Here is a 5,620-nt window from a genome sequence, read left to right as displayed (position 1 = left end):
GCGTTCCGCAGCGGCGATGTCGGGCCGGCGTTGCAGCAGCGTGGACGGCAGGCCCGGGGGGATTTCGGGCAGTTGCACGATCCAGCGCGCGCGCGGCAGCGCGAGGGCCGCGGGCGCCTGCCCGGTGAGCACGGCCACGGCGTGTTCGAGTTGCGCGCGCTGTTGGTGCAGCGCTGCCAGGTCGGCGCGGGCGTTCGCGTGCTGGGTCTGCGCTTGCAGCACGTCGGTCTGCGCAGCAATGCCGGCGGCGTAGCGGTTTTGCACGATGTGCAGACTGCGCGCATAACCCGCCACCGTGGCGTCGAGCAGATCGATTTCGGCGTCCGCCGCGCGCAGCTGAAAGTACGCCGCGGCCAGGCTGCCCAGCGCGGCGAGGCGGGCCCCCGCGAGGTCGGCGGCACTCGCCTGCGCGCTCGCCTGCGCCTGGTTCAGGCCGCTGCTCAGCCGTCCCCACAGGTCGGGCGCCCAGTCCAGTTCCAGCGTGGCCTTTGCGCTATCGCTGGAGCGGTTGGCCGCTGCGCCCCCGGAGCGCGTGGAGCGGCCCGACAGGCCGACAGCGGGCCAGAGCGCCGCGCGCTGCTGGCGCAGCACGGCCTGCGCCTGGGCCTGTGCCGCCACGGCTGCCGCGATGTTCTGGTTCGACCGTTGCAGTTGCTGCGCCAGCCGGTTCAGTTCGGCGTCTCCGAAGGCCTCCCACCAGGCGCCGTGCTCCAGGGCGTCGGCCGGCACCGCAGGTGCCCAGGTGGCGCCCGCCTCTTTGAAAGCCGCGGGCAGGGGAATCTCCGGGCGCTGGTACGGGGGCGCGACCGAACAGGCCGGCAGCAAGGCCACGGCCAGCGCCAGGGATAGCCGCCGCGCCGCGGCGGCGGGGGAGGCGCGGGGTGCAAGGGAAGGTGTCATGGCGTCGTGCGGCTCAGGTGGCGTTCATCGGGCGCGGGGCGGCGCAGCCTGTCGAGCAGCACGTACACCACCGGGGTCGTGAGCAGGGTCAGCAACTGGCTGATCAGCAGGCCGCCGATGATGGCCACGCCCAGCGGCTGGCGCAGCCCGGAGCCCTGGCCAAAGCCGATGGCCAGCGGCAAGGCGCCCAGCGCCGCCGCGAGCGTGGTCATGAGGATCGGGCGAAAGCGCAGCAGGCAGGCCGCGCGCACCGCTTGCTGCGCCGTGAGGGAGCGCGCGCGCTCGGCCTCGAGCGCAAAGTCGATGACCATGATCGCGTTTTTCTTCACGATGCCGATCAGCAGCAACACCCCGATCAGCGCCATGGTGCCGAACGGCATGTCGAACAGCAGCAGCGCGAGCACCGCGCCCACGCCCGCCGAAGGCAGCGTGCTGAGCACCGTGAGCGGATGGATCAGGCTCTCGTAGAGCATGCCCAGAACGAGGTAGATGACCACGATGGCCGCGCCGATCAGGAACATCTGCTGCCCCTGCGAGCGCTGGGCGCTGAGCGCACTTCCCTGGAAGCTGCCGCGCACGTTGCTTGGCATGGTGATGTCGGCCTGCGCCTGCGCGATGGCGGCCTGCGCCTGATCCAGCGTTGCGTCGGGGGGCAGATTGAACGAGATGGTCGTGGCCAGCTCGCCGTCCTGGTGGCTGATGGAGCTGGGCGCGGCCCGCTCCTGCATGCGCGCCATGGCGCTCAGCGGCACCATGGTCGACGCCGTGGTGCTGAGCACCTGGCCCGTGGAGGCCGCGCGCTGGCCCGGATTCGCGGCGCTCCCCGTGGTCCCGTCGGGGTTCGCCGCGACACGGACGTCCTGCAACGCCAGCGGTCCGCGCGTGTACTCGGGCGCCCACTCCATGATCACGGAGTACTGGTTGAGCGCATCATGGATCGTCGCCACGGGGCGCTGTCCGAACGCGTTGTACAGGGCGTTGCCGATGGCGGCATTGCTCGCACCCAGCTGCGTGGCGCGCGCGCGATCGACTTCGACCCGGGTTTGCACGCCGTTCTCGGCCTGGTCGGTGTCCACGTCCTGGAGCAGGGGCTCGTCCTTGAGGCGGTCGGCGAGCCGGCCCGCCCAGCGCCGCAGGTCGGCCAGATTGTCGCTCTTGAGCGTGTACTGGTAGCTGGAGTTGCTCTCGCGCGCGCCCATGCGCAGCTCCTGCACCGGGTTCAGGAACACGCGCAGGCCGGTGATCTGGTTGAGCTGCGGGCGCAGGCGCGCGACGACCTCGGGCGTGCTGACGCTGCGCTGCGCCGGCGGCTTGAGGTTCACGAACATGAAGCCGCCCCCGGCGCGGCTGCCGCCGGAGAAACCGACCACGGTATCGACCGCAGGGTCGTGGCGGATGGTGTCCACCGCCTGGCGCAGCTTGCGCGCCAGGGCCTGCGAGGAGATGCTCTGGTCGGCGCGCAGGCCGGCGTTGATCTGGCCATTGTCCTGCTGCGGGAAGTAGCCCTTGGGAATCCGCGCAAACAGGTAGACGTTGAGCCCCGTCACCGCGAGCAGCAGCAGCAGCACCAGCGCCTGGTTGGCGAGCGCCCAGTCCAGGCCGCGCGCGTAGCCGCGCAGCAGCATCTGGTAGCCGCGCTCGGCGCGCAGCGCCCAGCGCCCGGGGGCCGCGCCCGGCGCCTGCGCGCGCAGCAGCCAGGCGCAGAGCATGGGCGTGGTGGTGAGCGAGAGCAGCAGCGAAATCAGCACCGCCGCCGACAGCGTGACCGCGAACTCGCGGAACAATCGCCCCATCTGGCCGTCCATGAACAGCAGCGGGATGAACACCGCCACCAGCGACAGGCTGATCGAGAGCACGGTAGGGCCCACCTCGCGCGCGCCCTGCAGCGCGGCCTGCATGCGCGCCATTCCGGCCTCGACGTGCCGCATGGTGTTCTCCAGCACCACGATGGCGTCGTCGATCACGAAGCCCGTGGCCACGGTCAGCGCCATCAGGCTCAGGTTGTTCAGACTGAAGCCCAGCAGGTGCATCACGCCAAAGGTGCCGAGCAGGGACACCACCGTGGCCAGCGCCGGAATCACCGTGGCACACGCCTGGCGCAGGAATAGCGCGACCACGAGCACCACGAGCGCGATCGAGAGCAGCAGCGTGAACTCGATTTCGTGCAGCGACGCGCGGATGGAGTGGGTGCTGTCCGAGGCCACCGCCACCTGGATGTCCTGCGGCAGCTGCGCTTGCAGGTCGGGAAGCAGCGCGCGCACCGCGTCCACGGTCTCGATGGCGTTCGCGCCGGGCTGGCGCGTGACCAGCACGATGATCGCCGGCGCGCCGTTGAACAGGCCCACGGTGCGGTTGTTTTCCACCCCGTCCTCGACGCGCGCCACGTCCCCCAGGCGCACCGCGGCGTCGTTGCGCCAGGCGATGACCAGCGCCGTGTACTGCGCCGCCACGCGCGCCGGCTCGGGCGTGTAGATCTGCAAACGGCGTCCGTTCCCCTCGACCACGCCCTGAGGCCGGCGGGCATTCGCCGCCTGGATCGCGGCGCGCACGTCCTCGGTGCTGATGCCATAGCGGTCGAGCGCAAAGGGCAGCAGTTCCACGCGCACCGCGGGCAGCGATCCGCCGCCGATCTCGACCTCGCCCACGCCATCGACCTGCGACAGGCGCTGGCTCACCACGTTCGAGACCGCGTCGTAGATCGCGCCGGTGCTGCGCGTTTTGGAGGTCAGCGCCAGGATCATGACCGGCGCCGCCGCCGGGTTGCGCTTGCGGTAGCCGGGGTTGTTGCGCAGCGTCGCGGGCAGGTCGGCGCGCGCCGCGTTGATCGCGGCCTGCACCGCGCGCGCCGCGGCGTCGATGTTGCGCTCCAGGTCGAATTGCAGGCTCACGCGGGCCGACCCGTTGGAGCTGACCGAGGTCATTTCGTTGACCCCGGCGATCAGGCCGAGGCGCCGCTCCAGCGGCGTGACCACGCTCGCGGCCATGGTCTCGGGGCTCGCGCCCGGCAAGTTCGCGGAAACGGAGATGCTCGGATAGTCCACCTGCGGCAAGGGCGACACCGGCAGCACGAAGAACGCCGCAATGCCCGCGAGCGCCACGCCGAGCGTCAGCAGCACCGTGGCCACGGGCCGCTCGACGAAGGGGCGCGACAGGTTCATGGCGCGGCCCCGGATGGCACGCGCGCTGCGCGCGTCCAGCGCCGGCCCAGGCGGTCAAACGCGAGGTAGATCACGGGGGTGGTGAACAGCGTGAGCAGCTGGCTCAGGACCAGCCCGCCAAAAATCGCCAGCCCCAGCGGGCGGCGCAGCTCGGCGCCGGCGCCCCAGCCGAACATCAGCGGCAGCGCGGCGAACAGCGCCGCCAGCGTGGTCATGAGGATGGGCCGAAAGCGCAGCAGCGCGGCCTGGTGGATCGCCTGCTGCGGCGCCAGGTTCTGCCGGCGCTGCGCGTCGATGGCGAAGTCGATCATCATGATCGCGTTCTTCTTGACGATGCCGATGAGCAGGATGATCCCGATGACGCCGATCACCCCCAGCTCGTTGCCCGAGAGCATGAGCGCGAGCAGGGCCCCGACCCCGGCGCAGGGCAGGGTCGAGAGGATGGTCACCGGGTGGATGTAGCTCTCGTACAGCACCCCGAGAACGATGTACACGCAGACCAGGGCCGCGAGGATGAGCCACAGCTGGCTCGACAGCGACTTCTCGTACGCCCCGGCGGCGCCCAGGAACTCCAGCGACAGGCCCCGCGGGATGCCGATTTCCCTGGCCGCGGAGCGGATCGCGTCCACCGCGCTGCCCAGCGACACGCCCTGCGCCTTGTCGAAGTCCAGCGTCGCCGCCGGGTACTGCGCCACGCGCGTGAGTTGCAGCGGCGCCAGCCGTTCGTCCACGCGGGCCACCGCCGCCAGCGGCGTGGACTGGCCCGAGCCCGTGCGCAGCGGCAACTGGCCCAGCGCTGCGGCGCTGTCGAGCTGCTCGCGCTGCGCCTCCAGGATCACGCGGTACTGGTTGGTCTCGGTGAAGATGGTGGACACGATGCGCTGGCCAAACGCGCTGTACAGCGTGTCGTCCACGGAACTGGCCGTGAGCGCCAGGCGCGCCGCGGTGTTGCGGTCTATGTCCACGTAGGCCGAGAGACCCTGCGCGCCGGCGTCGGTGCTGACGTTGCGCAGCCGGGGATCGCCCTGCAGGCGCTGCACCAGCTTGCGCGTCCAGTCATCGACCTGCTGCGCGTCCACGCCGCCGATGGAGACGCGGTACTCGGTGGGCCCGGTCTCGGTGTCGATGCGCAGGTCCTGCGTGGGCTGCAGATACGGCGTGACGCCGGCCACCGCCTGCACGCGCGCGCGCAGCCGATCCATGATGCGCTGCTGCGCGTCGTGGCGCTCCTTCAGGTTGATGAGCATGCTCCCGGTATTCGGCAGGGTGTTGTGCACGCCGTCCACCCCGACGAAGGCGCTCACCGAGCGCACGTCCGGGTCCTGCAAGATGGCGTGCACGGCGGCCTGCTGCAGCGCGGCCATGCGCGCGAACGAGACGTCCGAAGCGGCCTCGATGCGCGCCTGCAACTGCCCCGTGTCCTGCGTGGGAAATAGGCCCTTGGGGATCAGCAGGTACAGCAGGGCCGTCAGGGCCAGCGTGCCCCAGGCCAGCGCCAGCGTCGTGCCCTGGTGGCGCAGTACCCATTGCAGCCAGCGGTCGTAGCCTGCGATCAGCCGCTC

Annotated in this window: 3 protein-coding genes; all 3 read right to left on the bottom strand. The window is 71.1% G+C overall.

Annotated features, from left to right (window positions below):
• Window positions 1-900 (bottom strand): TolC family protein (locus VTU_RS25585; protein WP_010101001.1); only part of this gene is annotated, 900 nt, incomplete at its 3' end.
• Window positions 897-4,058 (bottom strand): efflux RND transporter permease subunit, encoded by a 3,162-nt coding sequence (locus VTU_RS0103945; protein WP_010100999.1) that lies wholly within the window; start codon window positions 4,056-4,058, stop codon window positions 897-899. The genes VTU_RS0103945 and VTU_RS25585, both read right to left, overlap by 4 nt.
• Window positions 4,055-5,620, bottom strand: a 1,566-nt coding sequence (locus tag VTU_RS0103940; RefSeq protein ID WP_010100996.1) for an efflux RND transporter permease subunit, incomplete at its 5' end; no start/stop codon positions are given. The genes VTU_RS0103940 and VTU_RS0103945, both read right to left, overlap by 4 nt.

Origin of the sequence: Verminephrobacter aporrectodeae subsp. tuberculatae At4, assembly GCF_000193225.1 — a bacterium.
In the GTDB taxonomy this organism is placed as follows: Bacteria; Pseudomonadota; Gammaproteobacteria; order Burkholderiales; family Burkholderiaceae_C; genus Acidovorax; species Acidovorax aporrectodeae.
This window is presented reverse-complemented; position numbering and strand designations above follow the sequence as displayed.